Consider the following 21,958-nt stretch of genomic DNA (forward strand, 5'->3'; position numbering starts at 1 on the left):
TTCATTGATGAGCCTGACTGTCGCCCTACGGCGTTTGACGGTCCTGGCGCTGACCCTGGCATTCAGCGCCTCGACCCTCGCCACCCCAGAACCCTCCGATGCTCAGCGGCAGGCCGCCGCCGAGGTCGCCGAATCGCTACGCTACAGTCATTACGCCGACGTGAGCCTGGGCAACCAGTGGTCCCGCCAGGCCTTCCAGCGCTTCCTCGATATCCTCGACTCCCAGCGTGCCTACCTGCTGGAGAGCGACGTCGCCGAGTTTCGCCATCTCGAGGCGAGCATGGACGATGTGCTCTATGACGGCGAACTGGAAGCCATCTATGCCCTCTACGAGCGCTATCAGGAGCGCCTGGAGCACCGCCTGGAGTGGATCCTGGCACGCCTCGACGAGGGTCTCGACTTCACCTTCGAGAGCGATGATCGCCTGGAAATCGACCGCGACGAGGCCCCCTGGGCCCAGAGCGAGACGGAACTCGACGAGCTATGGCGCAAGCGCCTCAAGAACGCCGCCTTGACCCAGCTGCTGGCCGGCCAGGACGAGGAGCAGATGCACGACAACCTGCGCCAGCGCTACGAAGGGCAGCTCAATCGCATCCGTCAGACCAACGGCGATGACGTCTTCGGCCTCCTGATGGCGGCGGTGACCGGCACCATCGATCCCCATACCGAGTACTTCTCGCCGCGCCAGGGTGAGTCCTTCGATATCCAGATGCGCCTCTCCCTGGAAGGCATCGGTGCCCTGCTGCAGGCCGAGGGCGAGTACGTCAAGGTCTCCAGCCTGGTGCCCGGTGGCCCCGCCGACAAGTCCGGCCAGTTGGCGCCGGCGGATCGCATTATCGCCGTGGGCCAGGGCGATGACGACGACGGCGAGATGATCAATGTGGTGGGCATGCGCCTGGATGAGGTGGTGGACATGATCCGCGGCCCCAAGGGCTCGGTGGTGCGCCTCGACGTGGTACCGGCCCAGGCGGTGGACATGACCCGCTCGCGGATCATCGAGATCACCCGCGACACCGTGACCCTGGAGGATCAGGCCGCCAGCCGCGAGATCATCGAGCTGAGCCGCGATGGCGAGCCCCACCGCATCGGCGTGATCAGGATTCCCACCTTCTACGTGGACTTCGATGCCTGGCAGGCCGGCGAGAACGATTACCGCAGCACCACCCGCGACGTGGCCCGCCTGGTGCAGGAACTCAAGGAGGAGGGCGTCGACGGCATCGTGCTGGACCTGCGCAACAACGGCGGTGGGGCCCTGCACGAGGCCAACTCCCTGATCGGCCTGTTTATCGATCGGGGCCCCACGGTGCAGGTGCGCGACGCCCGCGGCCGTATCAGCCTCTATGGCGACACCGAGAGCGGCAGCCTCTATGACGGCCCCCTGGCGGTGCTGGTCAACCGCCTCTCCGCTTCCGCCTCGGAGATCTTCGCCGGCGCCATCCAGGACTACGGCCGCGGCCTGGTACTCGGTAACCGCACCTTCGGCAAGGGCACGGTGCAGACCCTCAACGACCTGAGTCATGGCCAGATCAAGCTGACCCGGGCCAAGTTCTACCGTATCTCCGGCGAGAGTACCCAACACCGTGGCGTGGATCCCGATATCCTCTTCCCCAGCCTGATCGACCCGGAGGTGATCGGCGAGAGCAGCCTCGACAATGCCCTGGCCTGGGATCGGGTGCGCGCCGTCCAGTACCGCAACTACGGCGAGCCCTGGCGTTTCATCGAGGCGTTGCGCGCCGGCCACCGCGAACGCATCGACGAGCACCCCAACTTTATCTACCTGCAGAATCAGGCGGAGCTGGCCCGGGAGTTGCGCGAGCATCAGACCAGCGTCAGCCTCAACCGGGAACGGCGTCAGCAGGAGCTGGAGGCCCAGGAGGCCCGCCAGCTGGCCCTGGAGAATGCCCGGCGCGAGGCCCTGGGCCTGGATCTGCTGGAGGACTGGGTGGATGTCCGGGGCGGCGAGGAGGAAGAGGAGGAGGACACCCCGGTGGATCGCGCCGAGGTGGAGGAGTCCGCCGAGATCCTGCTCGATTACGCCCTGCTGACGACCCGGGGCGGCGAGGCCCGACTAAGCCATAACGACCGTTAACTCCCACCGCGGGCCCCGATCGGGGCCCGCGGCATTTCTGGCCGGCATAAAAAACCCGCTGCCGAGGCAGCGGGAGGTCTAGGGAAATCGTGGGCCAGCGGCCCGATGATGCTGAGGCCAGCGGCACAATACCTACTCCTCGGCGAGACGCGCCCTCAAACGGCCGATGGCCTGGCTATGCAGCTGGCAGACCCGGGATTCGGTGACGCCCAGCACGGCGCCGATCTCCTTGAGGTTGAGCTCTTCCTGGTAATACAGCGCCATCAGCAGCTTCTCCCGCTCCGGCAGCGCCTCGATGCCCGCCACCAGGCGCTCGCGGCGCTCGCCGCCCAGCAGCGCCAGGAAAGGCGAGGCGCCCTCCTCCTCGGCGCTGGGCTCCTGCCCTTCCGCCACCAGCTCCTCGAAGGGCAGCAGATGGCCGTTGTTGGTGTCACCCAGCAACTGATGGTAGGTCTCCAGGCCGATCTCCAGGTCCTCGGCGATCTCGCGCTCCTCCGGGGGGCGCCCCAACTCCTGCTCCAGGCGCCGGATGCTGGCATCCAGGGCCCGGGCGTTACGCCGTACGCTGCGCGGCAGCCAGTCGCGGCTGCGCAGCTCGTCGATCATGGCGCCGCGAATCCGCTGGCTGGCGAAGGTGGTGAAGGTGGTGAAGGTGGCCCCCGCCGAGGCGTCATAGCGCCCCATGGCGTCCAGCAGCCCCATCATGCCCGCCTGAATCAGGTCATCCAGCTCGATGCCCGCCGGCAGCCGTACCTGCAGGGCCAGGGCCTGACGCCTTACCACCGGCAGATACTGCTCGACGAGCGCACCCTGATCGATCTTGCCCTGTGCCGTGTACATGCCTCGCCTCGAACTGGAAGGTCTTCTCATCCGGTCGACGGTGCCGACCGACTCTCTCCTATTATTGGGGCCCGCTTGCTTCGGAAAGGCGGGAATAGCCGGCGACTCCATCGGTTATTCCGGCGATCTCAACGAAAGCCGACGATCGGCCGACTTATCACGGCGACTCAGCGATAGTCGATGATCAGTTGGATGCCGCCGAGGGTCAGGGCCCCGCGCCGCCCCGGGGGCAGTCGCCCGTGAAGCCGCAGGGGACGGTCCGCGGCGGCCCCGCCCATGGCCTCGCTAATGCCTCGGGTAGCCGTCAGCGGCACACAGCGATTCCCCTGGCAGAGGCGCAGGGCCGGCAAATCCCCCGGCGGTGCCTCGAAGCGCCAGCGCACCCGGATGATCTCGGCGCCGGCGGGGACCACCGCCGGGGGGATCAAGGGCGCCGAGACGCTGTCTCGATCGACCAGCGAGATGCGCAGCGCCGGCGGCTCGGACACCCAGCTGCCGGACGCGGCGGCCTGGCCGGCGATCAGCAGGGCGAGCAGCGCCGCCGGCCAGCGCCTCATGGGGCAATCACCAGCAGCTCGATGCCCAGGCCGGCGGCCACCCGGGCGAGGTTATCCGGCAGTCCCCGCCGGGAGCGCGCCCCCGGCGAGAGCAGCAGCAGGCGCCGCGGCCCGGGTACCCGACTCAGGGCCATCAGCAGGCGATAGCCGCGGCGGAAGGCCTCGGGGCCGGGCGCCACCCAGAGCGCCCAGTGGCCACCGGCGGGATGACCCGCTATCGATGCCGGCGTCACCGACTCCAGGCGCCAATCGTCGGGGGCGCCGACCCAGCGCCGGCCCCGGGCGGCCCAGGCGGCCAGCAGGCCACGGGCCCGGGGTAACTCATCGGCGGAGAGTCCCAGCACCCGCAGATGGCGAGACGGGGTGGGCCTGGGCGACCTCGCCATGGCCGCCCTCCCGGTACGGGCCGCCTCGACCGGCGACGCTTCTCCCCGTGCCTTCGGTGCCGGCGGCTTCTCTACCGGCGGCTTCTCTACCGGCGACTTCTCTACCGGCGACTTCTCTTCCAGGGCGATCTCGATCAGCGCCTTGGCGATCGCCGTTTCGCGATCGCCATCGGCACGCGCCGATACCGCCACCTCGGACGCCCCCTGAACCTCGGCCCAGCGCCGCAGGCCCTGGGCCTGATCGCTGCTCATGACGCCACCTCCAGTCCCAGGGTCAGGCCACGCAGGGCCTCGCGGGCCGCCAGCAGCTGCACCAGGCCATCCAGTAGCCGGCCGGCGCTACGGCTGCGTCGCCCGCCCTGCAGGGCCAATAGCTCGCCGCGCAGGTCCTGGGCCCAGGTCGCCTCGCCCTGCTCCAGGCTCAGCGCCAGGCCGGCCAGGCCGGCGGCCAGGGTCAGGCGCAGTTGGGGCTCCAGGGTTTCGAGCCCCGACTCCGGCAACTGCTGCCAGGCGCGCCGGGTGAGACGCTCCAGGGACTCCAGGGCCAACTGATGTCGCAGCAGCCCCAGGGCATCCCACTCCAGCCAGGCCGGCGACAGCCAGTAGCGCTGCCCGAGTGCGCGGCCGGCGTCATCCTTGAGCACGCCGATCCAGGCCCAGAGGGCGCGATCCTCCTGGCGGCGGCTGCCCGCCGGCGAGGCCGCCACCGGCAGCTGATGCAATTCGAGGCTCGCCGGCCCCTGGCGATGGCGGCACGGCAGCGGCGTCAGGGCCTCGCCCTGCCCCGCCAGCTCGCTCAGCGCCAGGCGCTCGCCCCGGTGCCAGACCCGGGCACCGGCCTGGGCCTGGGCCAGCCAGGGATGGACCCGCTCGCCCAACCAGTCCCAGGCCTCGCGGCCGGGCAACCCGGGCAGCAGGTGGGCGCCGACGCCCAACCCATCGGCCCAGGCCAGGCGTTCCTGCTCGCCGGCGGGTTGGCGATGCTGCAGGCTGGGCAGGCCCAGGCCGAGTCCCTGGGGGGTCAGACGCAGATCGGGCTGACGCCAGCCCTGGGCCTGGGGACGCCGCCGCGCCCAGCGCATCAACGTCTGGGGCGCCTTGCTCTCCTGGGCCCAGAGCCGCTCCAGTGCCTCGGTTTGCCGGGCCAGGGGCAAGCCGCCGGCCTGCCAGGCCTCGGCCAGGGGCAGGAAAGCGGGCAAGCTGGCCTGCAGGCGCTGCCAGGCGGCGCCGAGGGCGCGGCTCTGGCCGGCCAGCTCCCGGGACCAGCTGGCCAATCGCGGCAACTCCGCCGCCACCCGGCCCTGGCTGGGCGAGGCCTCGGCGGTGGCGAGTGCCGCCTCCACCAGGGCCTGGCCATCGGCGCGGGCCATGTCCTCGGGCACCTGCTGACCATGGCAGACGAAGTTGAGGCGCAGGCCGTGGCGAATCAGCGCATCCAGCAGCGGGCCGAGACGCGCCGCCTCGTCCTGCTTGGTCAGGATCACCTCCTCGAGGCGTGCCCCCGCCGCCTGGGCGGCGCGGTGGTAGGTGAGGACGATCTCCTCCAGGGTCTCCCCCTGGCTGGTGGCGCTGAGCATCAGCATCAGGCGCACCCGGCGCTCGCCCCGCTGCAGCCGCGCCACCTGATCCACCAGGCGCTGGTCGCGCTGGCTCATGCCCACGGTATCGATGATCACCAGGGCCTTGTCGGCCAGGCGCTCGAGCAACCCCTCCAGGGGCGTCTCGGCGTCCAGGGCGTGGACCTCCACGCCGAGCAGGTCGGCGTAGATGCGCAGCTGCTCGTGGGCACCGATGCGGTAGCTATCGGTGGTCACCAGGGCCAGCCCCTCGGGGCCATGACGCATCACATAGCGGGCCGCCAGCTTGGCGGTGGTGGTGGTCTTGCCGACTCCGGTGGGCCCCACCAGGGCCAGCACCCCGGCCTCGGCGAACAGGCTCGCCTCCTCCTCCCGAGTGGTCAGCCGCGCGGCCAGGGTACGCCTGAGCCAGGCCTGCACCGGCTCGGCCTCGGCGTCGTCCAGGGCCAGCTCGGTGGGCAGGCTGGCCAGCAACTCGCTGATCAGGGCATGGCCGAAGCCCGCCGCCACCAGTTGGCGCTGCAGGCCCTGGAGGGCGCCGGGGCGCCCCTGCCGGACCGGCGGCTCCCGGGTCAGCAGCTGGCGCATATCCTGCACCTCGCTCAGCAGGCGCTGACTCAGGGCGATAAAATCGGCCTCCTGGCCGGCTGACTGAAGCAGGTCGGCGTCCCCGGCGGCCGGGGCCGCTGGATAACCGGCCGGCTTCGGGGCCGCTTGATCGACGGCCGGCTTCGGGGGCGCTTGATAGGCGGCCCGGGCGCGGCTTAGCGGCCGGGGCGGCGGCGTCTCAAGGCTGATTTCCGGACCGCCGGCGAGCGCCGCATCCTCGGACAGGCTAACGCCATGACGGGCCGCCAGGGCTTGGGCCCGAAGGGAATCGTCGCCGGAGCCCGGCGAGCCACCGGTCCCTGCCGGCGTCTCGGACAGGCTAACGCCATGACGGGCCGCCAGCGCTTGGGCCCGAAGGGAATCGTCGCCGGAGCCCGGCGAGCCACCGGTCCCTGCCGGCGTCTCGGACAGGCTAACGCCATGACGGGCCGCCAGCGCTTGGGCCCGAAGGGAATTGTCGCCGGAGCCCGGCGAGCCACCGGTCCCTGCCGGCGTCTCGGACAGGCTAACGCCATGACGGGCCGCCAGCGCTTGCGCGAAACTCGCCGGGCTGCGTCCGGCGGGCAGGCTAAAGCCCGCCTCCGATTCGGTCGCCGGCTGCCGATACGCCGGTGTTTCCGGCCCCGCGTCGTTATTCGGGCTCGGCGCCTGGCGCTCGGTGGCCTCTTGCCGGGCCGCCTCGGCCTCCGCCATGGCCAGGATCTCGACGCCCTCCTCGGTGCGCCGATTGGCCAGGATCAGGGCGTCATCGCCGAGGGCGCTGCGCACCCGGCGCATCGCCTCGCGCACATTGGCGCCCAGGAAGCGGGTCACGCTCATCCATTACCTCCCACCAGACTGGTGACTCTCAGGGTGCGATCATCGGGAATCTCGGCCTGGGACATCACCACCAGGTGGCGCAGGCGGCGGCGCAGGAAGCGCGCCAGCACCGGGCGCAGGCCGTGTTGCACCACCAGCACCGGCGGCTCGCCCTTGGCCTCCTGGCGCTCCAGGGCCTGCTCGGCCTGGGTCATCAGGGTCTCCGCCAGGCCCGGCTCCAGGGCACCGCTGCCGTTCATCGCCTGCAGCAGCACCTGCTCCAGCTGGGCGTCGAGGCCGATCACATGCAGCTCATCCTGGCCCGGGAACCACTGCTGGGTAATGGCCCGCCCCAGGCTGACCCGCACCAGGGCGGTGAGCTCGCCCACGTCCTGCTGCTGGGGGGCATGCTCGGCCAGGGTATCGAGGATGGTGCGCAGGTCGCGGATCGATACCTCCTCGTCGAGCAGGTGTTGCAGCAGCCGCTGCAGCACGGTGAGGCTGATCGCCTTGGGCACCACCTCCTCCACCAGCGGCTTGTGCTCATCGCCCAGCTTGTCGAGCAGCTGCTGCACCTCGCCGCGGCCGAGCATCTCGGCGGCGTGTTGATGCAGCAGGTGATTGAGGTGGGTGGCCACCACGGTACCGGCATCCACCACCGTATAGCCGTAGACCTGGGCGTGCTCCCGCTGGCCACCGTCGATCCATACCGCCGGCAGGCCGAAGGCGGGATCCTCGGTGGGGGTGCCGTCGAGCCGGCCCGAGACCTGGCCCGGATCGATGGCCAGCCACTTGCCGGGGTAGGCCTCGGCGCGACCGATCTCCACCCCCTTGAGGGTGATCACATAGGTGTTGGGGCCCAGCTCCAGGTTGTCGCGGATATGCACCACCGGCGGCAGGAAGCCCACCTCCTGGGCGAACTTCTTGCGCACGCTCTTGATGCGCCCCAAGAGCTCGCCGTCCTGGCGCTGGTCGACCAGGGGAATCAGCCGATGCCCCACCTCGAGCCCCAGGGTATCCACCAATTGCACATCGTCCCAGCTCGCCTCCGGAGCCTCCTGGGGCGCCGGCGGCGGGGCTCTCTCCACCTGCTGCACCAGGGCCTCCTGCTGGCGCTTGATCAACAGCCAGGCCAGGCCGCCCAGCAGGGCGGTGAAGACCAGGAAGACGAAGTTGGGCATGCCCGGCACCAGGCCCAGCAGGCCCATCACGCAGGCGGCCAGGATCATCACCTGGGGGTTGACGAACAGCTGGCTGATCATCTGCTGGCCCACGTCCTGGTCGGTGGTGACCCGGGACACGGTGACGCCGGCGGCGGTGGAGATCACCAGGGCAGGAATCTGCGCCACCAGGCCGTCGCCGATGGTCATCAGGGTGTAGGTGCGGGCGGCGTCAGCGAAGGCCATGTCGTGCTGCAGCATGCCGATCAGCAGGCCGCCGATCACATTGACCACCATGATCACCAGCCCGGCCATGGCGTCGCCGCGCACGAACTTGCTGGCCCCGTCCATGGAGCCGTAGAAGTCGGCCTCCTGGGAGACCTCGGCGCGACGCTTCCTGGCATCCTCCTCGCCGATCAGGCCGGCATTGAGGTCGGCATCGATGGCCATCTGCTTGCCGGGCATGGCATCGAGCATAAAGCGTGCGCCCACTTCGGCGATCCGCCCGGCGCCCTTGGTGATGACCATGAAGTTGATCACCACCAGGATGGCGAAGACCACCAGACCCACGGCGAAGTTGCCGCCGATCAGGAACTGACCGAAGGCCTCGATCACCTTGCCGGCGGCATCGCCGCCCTGGTGCCCCTCCATCAGGATCACCCGGGTGGAGGCCACGTTGAGGGAGAGCCGCAGCAGGGTGGTAAACAGCAGCACCGCGGGGAAGGCGGCGAAATCCAGCGGCTGACGGGTAAACATGCTGACCAGCAGCACCATCACCGCCAGGGCGATATTGAAGGTAAAGAAGAGATCCAGGGCGAAGGGCGGCAACGGCAGGATCAGCATCGCCATCACCAGCAGGATCAACAAGGGCCCCGCCAGCAGCTTCATCTGCACATTGTTCGCCCAGTCGTAGCGACCCAGGTAATCGTTCAGCGCTCTCATCGAGGCTCCTCACTTGATGGCGACCCCGGGGGGACGGCCAGTTCATCCGGCACCGGCAGGTCGGTGGGGCGCGGCGGCGCCGGCTCGCCGCTGGCATCGGCCCGCTTGAGGTTGAAGGCCCAGGCCATCACCTCGGCCACCGCGGTATACAGCGCCACCGGGATCTCGGCCTCGAGATCCACATGGCGGTAGAGGGCCCGGGCCAGGGGCGGCGCCTCCAGGCGCGGTATGCGATGCTCATCACCCAGTTCGCGAATGCGCTGCGCCACCGCATCGACGCCCTTGGCCACCACCCGGGGCGCCCCCATGCCGCCCTCCTCATAGCGCAGCGCCACCGCGTAGTGGCTGGGGTTGGTGACGATCACATCGGCCTGGGGCACCTCGCTCATCATGCGGCCCCGGGCCATCGCCTGCTGCTGCTGACGAATCCGCGCCTTGACCTGGGGATCGCCCTCCGACTCCTTGTGCTCGCGCTTGACCTCTTCCTTGGACATGCGCAGCTTCTTGGCATGGCTCCATAGCTGGTAGGGCACGTCGATCAGGATCACCACCAGCAGCGTCAGCACGATCAATCCCGCGGCCATCGCCGCCAGGCGCAGGGCGCTGGCCAGGGCCTGCTGGATCGGCTGGTCCATCAGCGCCAGGAACTGCCCCTTGGTGCTCCACAGGAAGGCCACCGCCACGCCGCCCACCAGCAGCGACTTGGCGATCGCCTTGGCCAGCTCCACCAGGGCCTGGACGCCGAAGATGCGCTTGAGCCCCTTGAAGAGGTTGAGTTTGCTGAGCTGGGGCTTGAGAGACTTGGCGGAGATCAGCCAGCCACCGAGCAGCGCCGGCGCCACCAGGGCCACCACGGTCAGCAGCAGGAAGAGCGGCAGCAGCGCCAGCAGGGTGCGTTCGCCCAGGGTCCAGGCATGGCTGAGCATCGGCATGGTTTCGAAGGCGTGGCGTCGCTCGAAGAGGAAGGCCTGCTCCATCACCAGGCCGAGCTGGCCGTAGAGCATCTCGCCCAGGGTCCAGAAACCGATCACCCCCGCCAGCAGCAACATAAAGGTGGTGAGCTCGCGGGAACGGGCGACCTGCCCCTCCTCCCGGGACTTCTCCCGGCGTCGTGGCGTCGCCTCTTCGGTCTTTTCCTGGTCGTCGCTGCTGCCCTCGGCCATGGCCCGCCCCGTTGCTCACGGACAGCTCCACTGCCCGGGCCCCATTGTGGGCAAGGGGGGAAAGGGGCGATACGCCAAAAAGCGCGGTCAATCGTGGCCTTATCCACGACTACCGCGCTTTCTGGGGAACGAATGGAAGGGAGTTAGAAGCCCAGTTCGTCGAGCAGGTCGTCCACCTGGTCCTGGCTGGTGACGATATCGGTGCCCTCCGGCTTGATCTGGGGCCCGTTGAGCAGCGATTCCTCGCGCTTCTTGGCGTCGGCCTCCCACTGGCCGGCGGCGCGCCGCTGCATCGCCTCGCGCTCCTCGCCATCCGGCACCGTGTCCAGCAGCACCTGGACCAGCTGGTGCTCGATCTCGCGGATCACGTCCATCATCTTCTTGATGACCTGGCCGGTCAGGTCCTGGAAGTCCTGGGCCATCATGATCTCGAGGAGCTCCTTGTTGGTGGCCTGGGTCACCTCCGGCACCGCGCCCAGGTAGTGGCGCGTCTCGCGCACCAGCGCCTTGGCCTGATCGAGCTCCATGGGGCTCTCGAACCACTCGGCCCAGCGCTTGTCCAGGGCCTCGGCCTCGCTGCCCAACTGGTCCTGCAGGGGCTGGGCCCGGTCGATGGCGTTCAGCGCCCGGTCCGCGGCCTGCTCGGTCATATTGGCCACGTAGTTGAGGCGGTCCCGGGCGTCGGGAATCGCCTCGGCGGCCTTTTCGATCTCCTTGTCGAGCCCCAGTTCCCGCATGCTGTCCCGCAGCATGCGGGTCAGAGAGCCGATGCGCTGAATCAGTTCATCGGGAGCACCCTGCTGGGCCGACCCTTGGGAAGCCTCACCGCTCATTCGCATCTCCTATGGGGGATATCGCCCCGGTCTCGTTACTTGCCCAGCTTCTCGAAGATCTTGTTGAGCTTCTCTTCCAGGGTCGCCGAGGTGAACGGCTTGACCACGTAGCCATTGGCGCCGGCCTGGGCGGCGGCGATGATGTTCTCCTTCTTGGCCTCGGCGGTGACCATCAGCACCGGCAGGGACTTGAGGGCATCATCGGCGCGGATCTGCTTGAGCATCTCCAGGCCATCCATATTGGGCATGTTCCAGTCGGAGACGACGAACTCGAAGCCGCCGCCGCGCAGCTTGCTCAGGGCGTCCTGGCCATCCTCGGCCTCGTCCACGTTGGTGAAGCCCAATTCCTTGAGCAGGCTACGCACGATGCGGCGCATGGTGGGGAAGTCGTCGACCACCAAAATGCTCATATTCTTGTCGGCCATTACCTTTCCTCGTTACTGCTTGGCTATCGATCGATGGCGACCGGCGAACCGATCGTCAGGGAACACTACTGCGCTTTTTCATTGCCCCGGCGGCCCGGCCGCCGGGGTCAGAATTCTTCCCAGTCGTCCTCGGCCAGGGCCTTCTGATGCTGGGGGCCGGAGCGGGCCGGCAGCGAGCGGGCGGCGCCGGGTGCCGGAGTGGCCCGCTCGGTCCGGGGTGCCGGCCCGGCGGCGTCGCCCTGGGCCAGGCGGAACAGGGCCACCGCCCGCTCCAGCCGCGAGGCCTGATCCTCCAGGGAGGCGGCGGCGGCGGCGGCCTGCTGCACCAGGGAGGCGTTCTGCTGGGTCACCTCGTCCATCTGGCTGACCGCCTGGCCGACCTGCTCGATGCCGTCGCTCTGCTCCTGGGAGGCCGCCGAGATCTCGTCCATGATATCGGTGACGCGCTTCACCGCCGCCACCACCTCCTGCATGGTGGCGCCGGCCTGCTCCACCAGGCTGGAGCCCTGCTGAACCTGAACCACCGAGCCGTCGATCAGCGCCTTGATCTCCTTGGCCGCATCCGCGCTGCGGCTGGCCAGGTTGCGTACCTCGCCGGCCACCACCGCGAAGCCGCGGCCCTGCTCGCCGGCCCGGGCCGCCTCCACCGAGGCGTTGAGCGCCAGGATATTGGTCTGGAAGGCGATGGAGTCGATCACCCCGGTGATGTCCGATACCTTCTGGGAGCTGTCGGCGATGCCATGCATGGTGGTCACCACCCGCTGCACCACCTCGCCGCCGCGCTCGGCGGTGGTGGAGGCCTCCCGGGCCAGGCCGCTGGCCTGGCGGGCGTTGTCGGCGTTCTGCTTCACCGTGGCGGTGAGCTCCTCCATGCTCGAGGCGGTCTCCTCCAGGGAGGCGGCCTGCTGCTCGGTGCGCGAGGAGAGGTCGGCGTTGCCGCTGGCGATCTCGCGGGTGCCGCCATGGATGGCGGCACTGCTGTCGCGTACCGTGCCCACGGTGCGGGCCAGGCCCTGCTGCATCTCGCGCATGGCGGCGAACAGCTGGCCGATCTCGTTGCGGCTGAGGACCCGGATCTCCTGGGAGAGGTCCGCCTTGGCGATACGCCTGAGGCTCTCCACCGCCTGGCCCAGGGGGCGAATCACGATCCGGCGCAGGCTCAGGTAGAGCAGGCCCAGCAGCATCACCGTCACCAGCAGCACCAGGGCGCCGATCCAGGCGAAGCGGCTCGCGCTGGCGTTATAGTCGGCCATCAGCGCCTCGCTGCGCCCGAAGCCATAGCGGATAAAGGCCGTCGAGCTCTCGGCAAGCGTCTGGCTGGGAGCCACCAGCTCGCCGCGCAGGGCATTGAAGCTGGGGGTATCGAGCGCCTCCAGGGCGGCATGCTGGCGCCGAGTCAATGCCAGCACGGCGGCGAAGTCACGCTCCAGTTCGCCGGCCAGGGCCCGGCCCTGCTCGGTCTTGGGGACCGCCGCGAAGCGCTCGAAGCGTTCCTCGGCGCGGCTCAGCAGGTCGCCGGCCAGGGACATGGCGCGGTTGGCCTCGTCCATGCGCCCCAGCATGATGCTGTTGGAGGCGCCCTCCAGGTTGACCCGCGCCGCATTGAGCAGCGACTCGGCACGGTTGACCTCGTTGAGCTGCTCGGCGCTGATCAGGTTGAGGGTGTGCAGGGTATGATCGGCATGGCGATCCACCAGCACGCCCATGGCCGCCACGGCGCCGATAGAGAGCGCGAAGCAGCTCAGTACCGCCACCATGGCGGCATGAATGCTGATACTGCGCATTAGTCGTGTCATCGCTAGGCCTCTCGATCATCGTTGCGGGAGCCGGCGGCTCCCATGCGTCGTCCACTCAGACCCGCTGGGCGCGCCCGGAGGCGGCCACCAGGGCCATCAGCCGGGGCGCCATCTCGTCCAGGCTCACCACCTCGGCGGCGCCGCCGATGGCGATCGCCTCCCGGGGCATGCCGAAGACCACGCAGCTGGCCTCGTCCTGGGCCAGGGTCACCGCCCCGGCCTGGCGCATCTCCAGCAGCCCCTGGGCGCCGTCCTTGCCCATGCCGGTGAGCAGGGCGCCGATGGCGTTGCGACCGGCCTGCTGGGCGGCGGAATGGAACAGCACATCCACCGAGGGGCGATGGCGATTGACCGGCGGGCCGCCATCCAGGTGCACCACATAGTTGGCGCCGCTGCGGGCCAGTTGCAGGTGGGCGTCCCCCGGGGCGATATAGGCGTGCCCCGGCAGGATGCGCTCGCCATCCTCGGCCTCCTTGACGCGGATGCGGCACAGGCGATCGAGGCGCTCGGCGAAGGAGCGGGTAAAGCCGCCGGGCATATGCTGGGCGATCAGGATCGCCGGGGCATTGGCCGGCAAGGGCTCCAGCACCTGACGAATCGCCTCGGTGCCGCCGGTGGAGGCGCCGATGATCAGCAGCTTCTCGCTGGACACCAGCGGCGCCTTGAGGGCCGCCGGGCGCGGCGCCGAGGCGTCGCGGCGCGCCTGGCGGGGGCGCGAGCGGGCCGCCGCGCGCAGCTTCTCGGCGATCTCCTCGCCATACTCGAGCATGTTCTGGCGGATGCCCATCTGCGGCTTGGCGACGAAGTCCAGGGCGCCCAGCTCCAGGGCACGCAGGGTGATCTCGGAGCCGGCCTGGGTCAGCGACGAGACCATCAGCACCGGCATGGGCCTCAGGCGCATCAGACGCTCCAGGAAGTCGAGGCCGTCCATGCGCGGCATCTCCACGTCCAGGGTCAGGACATCCGGGTTGTGCTGCTTGATCAGATCCCGGGCCACCAGGGGGTTGGGGGCCACGGCCACCACTTCCATGTCGGGCTGGTGATTGATGATCTCGGTGAGGAGCTCACGGATCAGCGCCGAATCATCGACGCACAGCACCTTGATCTTGGCTGCACTCAAGGCAGTCCTCCTTGGCTGGGGCGTCAGGCGCCCAACGTGACGTTCAACTGGGGATATCGGCCGAGGCCTCGGCGACTTTAGCGGGGCGCCTTGATATAGACGGTCTGGCCGCGCAGGCGGAAGGCTTCGCTGATATAGGAGAAATTCTCCGAGTGGCCGGCGAACAGCAGCCCGTCCGGCTTGAGCAGCGGGGCGAAGCGCTCGAGGATCCGCGCCTGGGTCGCCTTGTCGAAGTAGATCATCACGTTGCGGCAGAAGATCGCATCGAAGGGGCCCGTTACCGACCAGCCGGGGGCGAGCAGGTTGAGCGACTCGAAGTGGACCCGGTCGGCCAGCTCCGGGCGCACCTTGGCCATGCCCGCATGGCGGCCATTGCCGCGCAGGAAGAAGCGCTTGATGCGCGCCTCGTCGAGCTTGCGCACCTGCTCCATGGGATAGATGCCGGCCCGCGCCCGGGCCAGGGCATCGGTATCGATATCGGTGGCGATCACCTCGGCCTGCGACGCCCGGGAGCCCAGCGCCTCCGTCAGGGTCATGGCGATGGAGTAGGGCTCCTCGCCGGTGGAGGCCGCCGCGCACCACACCCGGATCGGCCCGGGGCGGTCGCGCACCTGCTCCGCCAGCAGCGGAAAGTGGTGCGCCTCGCGGAAGAAGGCGGTGAGGTTGGTGGTCAAGGCGTTGGTGAAGGCCTCCCACTCCTTGGCCTGGGGCTGACGCTCGAGGCGCGCCAGGTAATCGCCGAAGCGCGTCAGGCCATGGTGGCGCAGGCGCTTGGCCAGCCGGCTATAGACCATCTCCCGCTTGTGCTCCGCCAGGACGATACCGGCACGCTGATAGATCAGTTCGCGGATCCGCGCGAAGTCGGACTCGGTCAGCTCGAGGTCCTTCTCGAGGGCGCCGGCCGGCTGGCCGGCGCTCTCCCAGGACGAGATTCCGTTCAAAATGCTTCCCACTCCTCGGTGGCGGCATCCCTACGGGATGCCAGGGCCGGATGACGCGCCCCGCCGTCGTCGTCCTGCTCGGCACGCGGTTCGACTCGGGCCAGGCGTCGCTCGCCTTGCTCGCCGCGGCGCTGTTCCCGGGCCAGGGCCGCCTTGGCGGCCTGGATCTCCTCGACGCCGCTGCCGGCCAGGCGGAAGGCGGCCACCGCATTGGCCAGTTGCAGGGCCTGATGCTCAAGGCTCGAGGCCGCGGCCGCGGACTGCTGCACCAGGGAGGCGTTCTGCTGGGTGACGTCGTCCATCTGGCTGATGGCCTGGTTGATCTGGTTGATCCCCGAGCTCTGCTCCTCGGAGGCCGAGGAGATCTCGCCCATGATGTCGTTGACCCGTGTCGCCGCGGCCACCACCTCCTCGATGGCCCCCTCGGCGCGCTGCACCAGGCCGGCGCCGCTGCTGATCTCCTTGGCCGAGCCGTCGATCAGCTGGCGGATCTCGCCGGCGGCGTTGGCGGAGCGGCTGGCCAGGTTGCGCACCTCGCCGGCCACCACCGCGAAGCCGCGGCCCTGCTCGCCGGCCCGGGCCGCCTCCACCGAGGCGTTGAGCGCCAGGATATTGGTCTGGAAGGCGATGGAGTCGATGACGTCGATGATCTCGGTCATCTTGCGGGACTGCTCGGTGATGCGTCCCATGGTCTCCACCACCTGGCCCATCAGTTCGCCGGCCTGACCCACCTGGGTGGCGTTGTCCACCGCCAGGCCGCTGGCCTGGCGGGCATTGTCGGCGTTCTGCTGCACCGTGGTGGTCATCTCCTCCATGCTCGAGGCGGTCTGCTGCAGGGAAGCGGCCTGCTGCTCGGTGCGCGAGGAGAGGTCCTCGTTGCCCTGGGCGATATCCCGCGCCGCCGGGGTCACCACGGAGACGCCGCGATTGACGTCGCCGACGATGCTGCCGAGGCTCTTGCGCATGATATCCAGGGCGCTCATCAGGCGACCGATCTCGTCGCGGCGCCGCGACGGCATGCTGGCCCCCAGATTGCCGGCGGCCATCTGCAGGGTGAAGGCGGTGGAGTCCTTGAGCGCGCGGGCCATGCTGCGTACCACCAGGGTGCCCAGCCCCACCAGCAGCACCAGGCCGGCGATCAGCATGGCCAACTGGGCCACCATCATCTGTCCCTTGCCGGCCTCGGCCTCCTCGGCCATCGCCAGGGCGGCGGCCTGCTTGTCGTCGATCAGGCCATTGACCTGGGCGGAGAGCTCGCGACCGCTGGACCGCAGGTTGTCGCGGCGCTGCTGGGCGCCGGTGAAAATCTCGAAGGCGTCCTCCGAGGAGAGCACCTGGACCATCTCCAGGATGCCGTCGGTGACATAGGCGCTCAGGCCCTCATCGAAGGCGTCGGCCCGGGCGTTATGGTTGGCCTCCCGGGCGCGGAACTCGCCCCAGATGCCTTCCAGACGCTCGGCCACCCCGCCCAGTTCTTCGACCAGGCGATCGGCATTCTGCACCAGCTCCATCTGGTTGGTGGTCAGCAGGGACTCGTAGCCGGCGGTGATCAGGCGATCGATCTGCTGCAGCCGCGCCACGTCCTGGAGACCGTCACGGTTGAGGGTCTGCAGCCGCTCGCCGGAGGCCTGCAGGCCATACAGGCCCAGCAAGCCACTGCCCAGCAGCAGTACCATGGAGATCGCCACCATGCCGGTGATGCGGGCACGCATGGAGCCCAGGTTGACCCGCTTGAGCTTGGCCAACACCCCGCGACGGCGCAGCCGGCCGCGATGCAGGGTCAGGTGCTTGCCGCGCCCCTCGCGAAGCTCCCGATAGGCCGCCTCGGCCTGGGCCACCTCCTCGCGGCTCGGCTTGACACGTACCGAGGCGTAACCCACCGTCTCGCCGTTCTCGATGATGGGGGTGACGCTGGCATGCACCCAGTAGAAGTCACCGCACTTGCGGCGATTCTTGACCACCCCGACCCAGGTCTCGCCCTCCGCGAGAGTCTCCCAGAGGTTGGCGAAGGCCGCCTCCGGCATCTCCGGGTGGCGCACCAGGTTATGGGGCGCGCCGATCAGCTCCTCGGCGGTGAACCCGCTCACCTCGATAAAGGCCGGGTTGGCGTAGGTGATGCGCCCCTTGAGGTCGGTGCGCGAGATCAGGAAGGTGTGTTCGTCGAGTTCGTATTCGCGACGGGTCACCGGCTGGTTATTACGCATATCGTGGCTCCCTGCGAGGCGCCCCCCGGAGAGGCGCCAGGTCGTGTTTTTTGGTTGTTAGAAATTTTCCCAGCCGTTGTCTGGGTGGTTCGCGGTACTCGCCAGCGGCGGCCTGGCGCCCGGCGCGCTCGCCGCCGGGCGCTTCTGGCCCCCCAGGTCGGGCAGCCAGCGGGCCAGGTCGTCGCCGGCCTGGTCATCGACCCGGAACCGGGAGACCGCCTCACGCAGCCGCGCCGCCTCTTCCTCCAGGGCCCCCGCCGCGGAGGCGGCCTGCTGCACCAGGGTGGCGTTCTGCTGGGTCACCTGATCCATCTGGGTCACCGCCTGGTTGACCTGGAGGATGCCGTGGCTCTGCTCCTGGGAGGCCGAGGCGATCTCGTCCATGATGTCGCTGACCTTCTGCACCGCCTGGACGATCTCGCCCATGGTCTGGCCGGCGCGATCGACCAGCGAAGAGCCGGCGTCCACCTTGGCCACCGAGGCATCGATCAGCTCGCGGATCTGACGAGCCGCCTCGCCGCTGCGGCTGGCCAGGTTGCGTACCTCGCCGGCCACCACCGCGAAGCCGCGGCCCTGCTCGCCGGCCCGGGCCGCCTCCACCGAGGCGTTCAGCGCCAGGATATTGGTCTGGAAGGCGATGGAGTCGATCAGGCCGATGATCTCGGTGACCTGCCGCGAGCTGTCGCTGATCTCGCGCATGGTCTCCACCACCTGGCCCACCACCTCGCCGCCATGACCGGCGGTCTGGGAGGCCTCCTCGGCCAGGCGACTGGCCTGGCGGGCATTGTCGGCGTTCTGCTCCACGGTGGAGGTGAGCTCTTCCATGCTCGAGGCGGTCTCCGCCAGGGAGGCGGCCTGCTGCTCGGTGCGCGCCGAGAGGTCCTGGTTGCCGCTGGCGATCTCCTGGGTGCCGCCATAGATCGACTGACTGCCCTGGCGAACCCGGCTCACGGTGCGCGACAGGCCGTCCTGCATCTGCGCCAGGGCACCATAGAGGCGACCGATCTCGTTGTTGCCGCGACGCTCGATGGCCGCGGAGAGATCCCCCTCGGCGATGCGCTCGCAGTGGTCGACGGCCCGGCCCAGGGGACGAATCACGTTGACGGTGACGCCCCACAACACCCCCACCACGATGGCAGCGGCCACCAGCAGCACCAGGATGATGGCCAGCTTGACCGCATTGGCGACGCTGAAGAAGTTCTCGTAGCGCTGGGTGCCCTCGGCCTCCACGGTGTGGAAGAAGTTCACCGCATCGGCATAGAACTGGGCGTTGAGGCGATCGGCGGTCTCGCGCAGGGCCTGGAAACGCTCGACATCGCCCTCGGCCAGGGCCCGCTGCTGAGGGTAGAGGGCCTGGGCGAAGAGCGCCTCGACGCTGGCGCCGATGGGCGGAATCAGCGCCTCGTTCTCCGGCTGGGCGGGCAGGACCTGGAACTCCGCGAAGACGCCTTCGATGGTGTCCAGGCGCTCGCCCAGCTCGGCGGCCGCCTGTTGCGCCTGGCGGCGCTCGGTGCCACCGCCCGCCTCGAGGAGGCGCGCCTGGGTGTTCTCCATGGCGATACGGGTGGCCAGCATCATCGAGTTGGCGCGGTTGAGGGTGGCCTGCTGATCCACGTTGACGGCGCTGAAGGCCGCCAGCTCCCGCTGGCTGTGATTGACGGCATAGAGGCCCAGGCCGCTGAGCAGCAGCAGCAGGGCACTGAAGGTGGCCAGCACCAGGGTCCAACTGACCCTCACGGTCATATTATCGAGAAGCTTCACGACTACCCCTTGCGTTACCTGACCCCGCCAGCGGCGGGGATTGTTGAGCGTTTCGCCGCGGCCAGCCGCGGCGCGAATCAGGGTCGTTGTTGTTATCTCCCCCCGTTATTCGCCAACGCTCTCCACCAGCGCCATCTCCTCGCTGGTCAGCAGCTTGTCGATATCCACCAGCACCAGCATGCGATCCTCCAGGCTGCCCAGGCCGCTCAGGTAGTCGGAGGATAGGGTCACGCCGAACTCCGGGGCCGGCTTGATCTGCTCCGGGGTCAGGGTCATGACGTCGGAGACGCCATCCACCACGATGCCCACCACCCGCGGGCCGACATTGACCACGATCACCACCGTCTGGCCGCCGTACTCCACCTTGTCCAGGTGGAACTTGATGCGCAGGTCGACGATGGGCACGATCACCCCGCGCAGGTTGGTGACGCCCTTGATGAAGTCGGGGGCGTTGGCGATGCGGGTGACGTTCTCGTAGCCACGGATCTCCTGCACCTTGAGGATATCGATGGCGTACTCCTCCTCTCCCAGGGAGAAGACCAGGAATTCACGGCTATCGGCGTCCACGGCGGCCACACTGGCCACATTCATCTCGCTCATGAGGGCTCAACCTCCTTCTCGGGCTGGGGCAGGTAAGGGGTCGGCGCTTGCCGACGCTGGTCATGGGCGGCCTGCTGCTTGCCCTGATTGAGGCGATGCAGGCCGGCGATATCGAGAATCAGGGCGACACTGCCGTCGCCGAGGATGGTGGCGGCGGAGACGCCGGGCACCTTGCGGTAATTGGTCTCCAGGTTCTTGACCACCACCTGCTGCTGGCCGAGCAGGTCATCCACCAGCAGGGCATAGCGGCGCCCCTCGCCCTGGACGATCACCGCGATGCAGCGGGTCGGCTCGGTGCAGGCGCCGCCCACGTCCAGGGCCTGGTGCACCGCCACCACCGGCAGGTATTCGTCGCGCACCTTGAGCACCACGTCGTCGCCGGCCATGGCGTAGAGGTCCTCCTGGCGCGGCTGCAGCGACTCCAGTACCGCCGACAGCGGCAGGATAAAGACCTCCTCGCCAACCTTGATGGACATGCCATCGAGGATCGCCAGGGTCAGCGGCAGCACGATACGGGTGGTGGTGCCCTGCCCTGGCCGCGAGAGGATCTCCACATGGCCGCCCATTTCCTGGATGTTGCGCTTGACCACGTCCATGCCGACGCCGCGGCCGGAGACATCGCTGACCTCCTTGGCGGTGGAGAAGCCCGGGGCGAAGATCAGTTGCCAGACCTCATCGTCGCTCATGGCGTCGGAGACCGAGAGGCCGTTCTCGCGGGCCTTGGCCAGCAGCTTGTCGCGGTTGAGGCCGGCGCCGTCGTCGATCACCTCGATGAGGATATTGCCGCCCTGGTGCTGGGCGGAGAGGGTCAGGCGACCGGTCGGTGGCTTGCCGGCGGCCTCGCGGGCCTCGGGGGACTCGATGCCGTGATCGAGGCTGTTGCGCACCAGGTGGGTCAGGGGATCGATGATGCGCTCGGTGAGGCTCTTGTCGAGCTCGGTGGACTCGCCCTCGGTGACCAGCTCCACGTCCTTGTCGAGCTTCTTGGCCAGGTCGCGGACCAGCCGCGGGAAGCGGCTGAACACATAATCCATGGGTACCATGCGGATCGACATCACCGCCTCCTGGAGGTCCCGGGCATTGCGCTGCAACAGGCTCATGCCGTTGACCAGGGCGCTATTGGAGACGTTATCCAGCTCGCTGACGGTCTGGTCGAGCATCGACTGGGTGATGATCAGCTCGCCCACCAGGTTGATGATCTGATCCACCTTGTTGACCGGCACGCGGATCGAGGTGGACTCGCCGCCCTTGGCGGCGGCCTTCGCGGGTGACTTGCCCGGCGCCTTGGCCACGGCCTTGGCGGGGGCCTCGACGGCCGCCGCGGGCGGACTCTCGACCTGGGGGGCCTCGACCCGGGGGGCCTCGGGCTGCGGCGTCTCTGCCTGAGGGGCCGGTGCCGGCTCGGGCTGGCCATCGGAGGCTCCCACCTCGCGGATCTCCAGCTGCTCCGGCTCGACGATAAAGCACATCACCGCCTCGATCTCGTCGCGGTCGCTGGCGGTGGCCAGGCTCACCTCATAGCGCTCGCTATCGCCGTCCCGGCCCTTGATCTCGCCCAGGTGGCCCAGCTCCTCGATCAGCAGCTCGCGATCCTTGTCGCCCACCTTGAGCAGGGCCACCACCAGGTTGGCGCCCTCGGCAGCGGCCCGGGGCGCCGGCTCGGGGGCCGCCGCGGGCTCGGCTTGCGGCTCGGAGCCCGATGTCGCCGCGGCCCCGCCGGCCGGCGCGCCACCCTCCAGGTCCTGACCCATCTCGTCCAGGGCGATCTGCTGCAGCACCTTGCAGATGCGCTCGAAGGCCTCCGGGTCGGGCTCGGCGCCCTGGCGATAGGCGTCCAGCTGATCGTTCAACATATCCTTGGTTTCCAGAAAGGTATCGACGATATCGCGGCGCAGGGTCAGCTCGCCGCGCCGGGTATGATCGAGCAGGTTCTCGAACAGGTGAGTGGTCTGCTGGAGCACGTCGAAGCCGAAGGTACCGGCCCCGCCCTTGATGGAGTGGGCCGCCCGGAAGATGGCATTGAGCTGCTCGGGGTCGGGCGCCTCGAGGTCCAGCTCGAGGAGGTGGCGCTCCATGTCCGCCAGCAGCTCCTCCGCCTCTTCAAAGAACGTTTCGTAGAAATCACTGAAATCCATGCTTGTCCCCGCCTTGTGATTC

The 21,958-nt window shown here is 68.9% G+C and carries 16 protein-coding genes; 1 reads left to right on the forward strand and 15 read right to left on the reverse strand.

Annotation, left to right across the window (positions count from 1 at the left end):
* Positions 1 to 7 precede the first annotated feature (7 nt).
* On the forward strand, positions 8 to 2,089 hold the full coding sequence (locus ACZ5EF_RS13625) for a carboxy terminal-processing peptidase (RefSeq protein WP_346063371.1): 2,082 nt from the start codon (positions 8 to 10) through the stop codon (positions 2,087 to 2,089).
* Between the two features lie 132 nt (positions 2,090 to 2,221).
* Here the strand turns inward: ACZ5EF_RS13625 and ACZ5EF_RS13630 are convergent, their stop codons facing one another.
* From ACZ5EF_RS13630 to cheA, 15 genes are all read right to left on the reverse strand, one after another.
* The gene (locus ACZ5EF_RS13630; protein ID WP_346063370.1) at positions 2,222 to 2,929 is read right to left on the reverse strand and encodes an RNA polymerase sigma factor FliA; all 708 of its coding nucleotides are present in this window, start codon (positions 2,927 to 2,929) and stop codon (positions 2,222 to 2,224) included.
* Between the two features lie 167 nt (positions 2,930 to 3,096).
* Positions 3,097 to 3,486 (reverse strand): flagellar protein FlhE, encoded by a 390-nt coding sequence (locus ACZ5EF_RS13635; RefSeq protein ID WP_346063369.1) that lies wholly within the window; start codon positions 3,484 to 3,486, stop codon positions 3,097 to 3,099.
* Positions 3,483 to 4,124, reverse strand: coding sequence for a hypothetical protein (locus tag ACZ5EF_RS13640; RefSeq protein WP_346063368.1), 642 nt, complete (start codon positions 4,122 to 4,124; stop codon positions 3,483 to 3,485). The genes ACZ5EF_RS13635 and ACZ5EF_RS13640 overlap by 4 nt, the downstream gene beginning before the upstream one ends.
* The gene (flhF, locus tag ACZ5EF_RS13645; RefSeq protein WP_346063367.1) at positions 4,121 to 6,877 is read right to left on the reverse strand and encodes a flagellar biosynthesis protein FlhF; all 2,757 of its coding nucleotides are present in this window, start codon (positions 6,875 to 6,877) and stop codon (positions 4,121 to 4,123) included. Before flhF ends, ACZ5EF_RS13640 begins: the two co-directional genes overlap by 4 nt.
* Positions 6,874 to 8,958, reverse strand: a complete 2,085-nt coding sequence (gene flhA / locus ACZ5EF_RS13650) for a flagellar biosynthesis protein FlhA (RefSeq protein ID WP_346063366.1) — start codon at positions 8,956 to 8,958, stop codon at positions 6,874 to 6,876. Before flhA ends, flhF begins: the two co-directional genes overlap by 4 nt.
* The gene (flhB, locus tag ACZ5EF_RS13655) at positions 8,955 to 10,121 is read right to left on the reverse strand and encodes a flagellar biosynthesis protein FlhB (RefSeq protein WP_346063365.1); all 1,167 of its coding nucleotides are present in this window, start codon (positions 10,119 to 10,121) and stop codon (positions 8,955 to 8,957) included. Before flhB ends, flhA begins: the two co-directional genes overlap by 4 nt.
* A 143-nt stretch (positions 10,122 to 10,264) precedes the next feature.
* Positions 10,265 to 10,954, reverse strand: a complete 690-nt coding sequence (gene cheZ / locus ACZ5EF_RS13660; RefSeq protein ID WP_346063364.1) for a protein phosphatase CheZ — start codon at positions 10,952 to 10,954, stop codon at positions 10,265 to 10,267.
* A 35-nt stretch (positions 10,955 to 10,989) separates the two neighbouring features.
* Positions 10,990 to 11,379 (reverse strand): chemotaxis response regulator CheY, encoded by a 390-nt coding sequence (gene cheY, locus ACZ5EF_RS13665; RefSeq protein WP_346063363.1) that lies wholly within the window; start codon positions 11,377 to 11,379, stop codon positions 10,990 to 10,992.
* A gap of 107 nt (positions 11,380 to 11,486) precedes the next feature.
* Positions 11,487 to 13,175 (reverse strand): methyl-accepting chemotaxis protein, encoded by a 1,689-nt coding sequence (locus ACZ5EF_RS13670; RefSeq protein WP_346063362.1) that lies wholly within the window; start codon positions 13,173 to 13,175, stop codon positions 11,487 to 11,489.
* A gap of 55 nt (positions 13,176 to 13,230) precedes the next feature.
* Positions 13,231 to 14,295, reverse strand: a complete 1,065-nt coding sequence (locus ACZ5EF_RS13675) for a protein-glutamate methylesterase/protein-glutamine glutaminase (RefSeq protein WP_346063361.1) — start codon at positions 14,293 to 14,295, stop codon at positions 13,231 to 13,233.
* A gap of 77 nt (positions 14,296 to 14,372) precedes the next feature.
* Positions 14,373 to 15,236, reverse strand: coding sequence for a CheR family methyltransferase (locus tag ACZ5EF_RS13680; protein ID WP_346063360.1), 864 nt, complete (start codon positions 15,234 to 15,236; stop codon positions 14,373 to 14,375).
* Positions 15,233 to 17,440, reverse strand: coding sequence for a methyl-accepting chemotaxis protein (locus ACZ5EF_RS13685; protein ID WP_346063359.1), 2,208 nt, complete (start codon positions 17,438 to 17,440; stop codon positions 15,233 to 15,235). The genes ACZ5EF_RS13680 and ACZ5EF_RS13685 overlap by 4 nt, the downstream gene beginning before the upstream one ends.
* Positions 17,441 to 17,497: 57 nt before the next feature.
* Entirely contained in the window at positions 17,498 to 19,201 is a 1,704-nt protein-coding gene (locus tag ACZ5EF_RS13690) for a methyl-accepting chemotaxis protein (RefSeq protein WP_346063358.1), read from the reverse strand.
* 105 nt (positions 19,202 to 19,306) lie between these two features.
* Positions 19,307 to 19,801 (reverse strand): chemotaxis protein CheW, encoded by a 495-nt coding sequence (gene cheW / locus ACZ5EF_RS13695; protein ID WP_346063357.1) that lies wholly within the window; start codon positions 19,799 to 19,801, stop codon positions 19,307 to 19,309.
* Positions 19,798 to 21,936 carry a chemotaxis protein CheA gene (gene cheA / locus ACZ5EF_RS13700; RefSeq protein WP_346063356.1) on the reverse strand — a complete coding sequence of 713 codons (2,139 nt, stop codon included), beginning with the start codon at positions 21,934 to 21,936 and terminating at the stop codon, positions 19,798 to 19,800. The genes cheW and cheA overlap by 4 nt, the downstream gene beginning before the upstream one ends.
* Positions 21,937 to 21,958: the final 22 nt, after the last annotated feature.

It is taken from the genome of Bisbaumannia salifodinae (assembly GCF_055388505.1).

Excerpts from the sequence above, each read along its gene's own strand:
- ACZ5EF_RS13625 (WP_346063371.1), top strand. The coding sequence starts at position 8 with ATGAGCCTGACTGTCGCCCTACGGCGTTTGACGGTCCTGGCGCTGACC.
- ACZ5EF_RS13630 (WP_346063370.1), bottom strand. The coding sequence starts at position 2,929 with ATGTACACGGCACAGGGCAAGATCGATCAGGGTGCGCTCGTCGAGCAG.
- ACZ5EF_RS13635 (WP_346063369.1), bottom strand. The coding sequence starts at position 3,486 with ATGAGGCGCTGGCCGGCGGCGCTGCTCGCCCTGCTGATCGCCGGCCAG.
- ACZ5EF_RS13640 (WP_346063368.1), bottom strand. The coding sequence starts at position 4,124 with ATGAGCAGCGATCAGGCCCAGGGCCTGCGGCGCTGGGCCGAGGTTCAG.
- flhF (WP_346063367.1), bottom strand. The coding sequence starts at position 6,877 with ATGAGCGTGACCCGCTTCCTGGGCGCCAATGTGCGCGAGGCGATGCGC.
- flhA (WP_346063366.1), bottom strand. The coding sequence starts at position 8,958 with ATGAGAGCGCTGAACGATTACCTGGGTCGCTACGACTGGGCGAACAAT.
- flhB (WP_346063365.1), bottom strand. The coding sequence starts at position 10,121 with ATGGCCGAGGGCAGCAGCGACGACCAGGAAAAGACCGAAGAGGCGACG.
- cheZ (WP_346063364.1), bottom strand. The coding sequence starts at position 10,954 with ATGAGCGGTGAGGCTTCCCAAGGGTCGGCCCAGCAGGGTGCTCCCGAT.
- cheY (WP_346063363.1), bottom strand. The coding sequence starts at position 11,379 with ATGGCCGACAAGAATATGAGCATTTTGGTGGTCGACGACTTCCCCACC.
- ACZ5EF_RS13670 (WP_346063362.1), bottom strand. The coding sequence starts at position 13,175 with ATGACACGACTAATGCGCAGTATCAGCATTCATGCCGCCATGGTGGCG.
- ACZ5EF_RS13685 (WP_346063359.1), bottom strand. The coding sequence starts at position 17,440 with ATGCGTAATAACCAGCCGGTGACCCGTCGCGAATACGAACTCGACGAA.
- cheW (WP_346063357.1), bottom strand. The coding sequence starts at position 19,801 with ATGAGCGAGATGAATGTGGCCAGTGTGGCCGCCGTGGACGCCGATAGC.
- cheA (WP_346063356.1), bottom strand. The coding sequence starts at position 21,936 with ATGGATTTCAGTGATTTCTACGAAACGTTCTTTGAAGAGGCGGAGGAG.